Genomic DNA, 3,507 nt, shown 5'->3' with positions numbered 1-3,507 from the left:
TGTCTTATTTGTTCTAATTTTTTCATACTTATTTCCTTTATTGTAATAAAAAAAGAGATAACATTTTTGCTATCCCTTTCAAAGTTTAACTATTAAAAATATTATATTATCATCTCTAAAGTCAGATATGAAAAAAGTGCCTAAAATTATAGGCACTTTAAGAAATTTGACTCAATCTTTTTATTCATATACTCCACTTTTTTTGAAATTATATTGTTCGAATTAAATCTATAGTCGGTTTGTCTAAAATTCTCTTTAAAGAAAAATTAAAGATTAGTAAGTTGATTGCGTAAACCACAATAGAAAATCCAAGAAATAATTTATAGTCATAATATCTTATTAATATATTCAGACTTAAATTAGGAGCTATACGAGATATTACAAACATGACTACTAATGTGGTTATTCCCGCAACAATAAATGATTTTATTTGCTCTTCTATAAACTCTTTTCGATAAATATTCTTTAACTCATCTACGTCCATACCACATGAATAAAGGCTGCCCATTTCCTTCTTTCTACTCATGAGACTTAAATTAATGGATGAATAACCATTTGTCACATTGAGAATAAAAATAATGAAAGCCATCGCAAATGCGACTTTCTTTAAAGATTCTAGATCACTTTTTCGATTCATTTCAATATCTGCTTTTGTGTTAATATCGTACTTTTCATTTGGCATTATCGATTCTCTTATCTTATTATCCAAATAATCCTTTACATTTCTCATCTCCGAGTCTTTTACATTCATATTTAATACATACGGAGCATTAATAAATTCTTCATCTTTTGACTCATCCATAAGTTGGAAGAAGGTATCGAAATCTGTGTAGATTTTTACATAAAATGGTAAAGTTATTGAATCATAGTTTCCCAAATCATCTATAGTTTTAGAAATTTTTATACTTTTTTGAAAATTCTCCCCTATCTGTAAGTTTATATCTTTCGGATTATTAAAATATGGTATTTTATTTGCTTTAGCTACTGGAGTGTTTGGGTTTTCTTGTACCATATTATAAAGAATAAATTCTCCCTTACTTGCCCCCAATTTACTAAAGTCTTCATCTTCTAAAGCTATAAGCATCCCATTCAACTGGCTTGAATGACTCTTTTTCAAATAATACTCTAACTTTTGATCTAGAGACATGTTAATAGCTTCTTTGGACAATTCTAAATCATTATCTACCTGAATATAACTTTCTTTTGAAATATAGGACTTATCATTTGGAGTTTCTTTTTCAATTTCTTTAAAAACTTTAGGAACGCTCCTATTTTCACTATAATAACTAGCTATTACATTGTAGCCTGCATCATAGTAAGAAAAATCTCTGTTATATTTAGTTACTGCCACAATAATAACTAAAACAGAAATTATAATGACACCAATAGCAGAAACATAACGCTGTGATTTAATACTATCAAGGTTATTTGATTTTAATTCTTTCCATAAATTCCTAGATCTTTTTTTCTTAAAGCTATCAAAGTCTAAATTTCCCTTTATACCTTCAATAATAGATATTTTTGAAACTTTCTTTGCTGGTTGAATAATAGAAAATACTACTACTAAAAGAGCTACTGTAACAATCGCTAGGCTAAGTAAAGGACTGAAATAACTAGATACCAAGTTTTCGACCCCTTGATCAATCTCAAGATGCCTAAACAATTTTAAGATAAGACAGTATCCAAAGATATGACCAATTAATATAGGTAGAACAGATAGGAAAATACCTTCTTTTAATAGTAACAAGTATATCTGAAAATCCGTAGTGCCTATAGACTTATATACAGAAAGTTCCTTGATTTTCCTAAAAGCCCACACCTTGAATATATTTTTTACAAAAAATACAAATAGTAATATAGCCCCTATTACAGAAAGAATGGTTCCTAATTCAGTTAAAATATTATGGGGAAAGTCATACTCAACACCGTAATAATCTATTAAATTAGAATTGAAAGTTAAGGGAACATCTCTACCTAATTTTTTATTGATTTCATTTTGTAGATTTACTTTGTTATCATAAGCCTTTTCAAAAGAATTAAACTTTAAAACTACTTTGCCTGGATCCTCTTCATTTTTCAGTGCTAAAGCATAATTAACTCTACTGTATTTATTATAGACATCTTCATAAATTCCAACCAGCTCAAAGTCTTTGCTAAAACTAAGATTGTAAGACTCCTTATCAGTAAAAGTACTTATGGCATCTATCTCTTTACCCTCTATTAGTCTATGCCCAAAATCAAGCTGTATTTTATCTCCTAATTTTAGCTTATTTTTTTCGACTAGACTTTTCGATAATACTATTTCTCCATCACTTTTAGCAAAGTGTCCTTCAAGTAAATCTGAATGCTCTCTCATTTTATTTATATCATTATCTTGATAATTTACGGCAATCAAATCATTCTTGTACTTTGCCGATTCAGGATTTATGGACATTTCACCTACAAATTCTATATTATTAATATCTTTTATTTTTTCAATATCATTACTTGTTAAGTTCCCTTCAAGTTCTGCATCATAAAAATTTACGGTCATGAAACTTTCATTATTATATTTAACAATTGTATAACTATAATAAAAAACCACAGTAAAAAATAAACTAACTATTAATAGTGAGATGAAAATCGGGAAGTTTTTCTTATTCATTTCTTTCATCTCCTACAATTTTGCCATCGACTATTGTAATAATACGATTTGCTTGTAAAGCTATTTCTTCGTCATGGGTGATTAGGATAATCGTCTGTTTTAAAGTTTTGTTAAAATATTTAAAAATTTCAATTATTTCCTTAGAATTTTTCCTATCTAAATTACCTGTTGGTTCATCCGCTAATATTATAGATGGATTGTAGATAAGACTTCTAGCTATGGCAACTCTCTGTTGCTGACCTCCTGATAATTCACTTGGAAAAGAGTCGAGTTTACTTTCTATACCAAGCTTTTTAACTAAATCTTGCAAAACTTCTTCATTGATTTTCTTTTTATCAAGTTTTAATGGAAGTTCTATGTTGTGCCTTACAGTTAGATTTTGAATTAAATTATAAAATTGATAAATTAGTCCGACTTTTCTTCTTCTAAAGTAGGCTAATTCTTTTGAGGAATACTTTGAGATGTCGTTACCATCTATATAAACCTTACCATCATCTGGACTATCCACTCCTCCTATGATATGAAGAAGGGTTGATTTACCAGACCCACTTGGTCCAACAATAGCGACAAATTCTCCTCTTTCAATTTCAAGGTTGACACCGTCTAAGGCAATGACCTTAGAATTACCCTCGCCGTATTCTTTTCTTAAATTTTCTACTTTTAATATTTCCATACTTGTCTCCTTTTTCATATGTTAAGGTAAGTATATAAAAGTAAAGTGATTTTTAGGTGACATTGTAAAATTTAATTTCAAATCTTGCTCCATTTTTTGCATTGGAAACAGAAATTTCTCCATTGTTTTTCTCTATAATTGTCTTTGCCATGGCAAGTCCAATTCCAAAACCATTTGAGTCGGGCGTTTT

2 protein-coding genes and 1 pseudogene are annotated in these 3,507 nt (G+C 28.9%); all 3 read right to left on the bottom strand.

What is annotated here, in order from left to right; genetic code table 11:
• Window positions 1–208: 208 nt before the first annotated feature.
• Complete coding sequence (locus HMPREF2782_RS04460) at window positions 209–2,644, bottom strand: ABC transporter permease (protein ID WP_070641169.1); 2,436 nt, start codon at window positions 2,642–2,644, stop codon at window positions 209–211.
• Complete coding sequence (locus tag HMPREF2782_RS04455) at window positions 2,637–3,317, bottom strand: ABC transporter ATP-binding protein (RefSeq protein WP_070641167.1); 681 nt, start codon at window positions 3,315–3,317, stop codon at window positions 2,637–2,639. The genes HMPREF2782_RS04460 and HMPREF2782_RS04455 overlap by 8 nt, the downstream gene beginning before the upstream one ends.
• Before the next feature lie 52 nt (window positions 3,318–3,369).
• Window positions 3,370–3,507: pseudogene (locus HMPREF2782_RS09670) on the bottom strand (sensor histidine kinase); the annotation flags it as partial.

Source organism: Anaerococcus sp. HMSC068A02 (assembly GCF_001811125.1).
GTDB classification, from domain to species: domain Bacteria; phylum Bacillota; class Clostridia; order Tissierellales; family Peptoniphilaceae; genus Anaerococcus; species Anaerococcus vaginalis_C.
The sequence above is the reverse complement of the archived record's forward strand: the minus strand, read 5'-3'. Positions and strand labels throughout refer to the sequence as shown.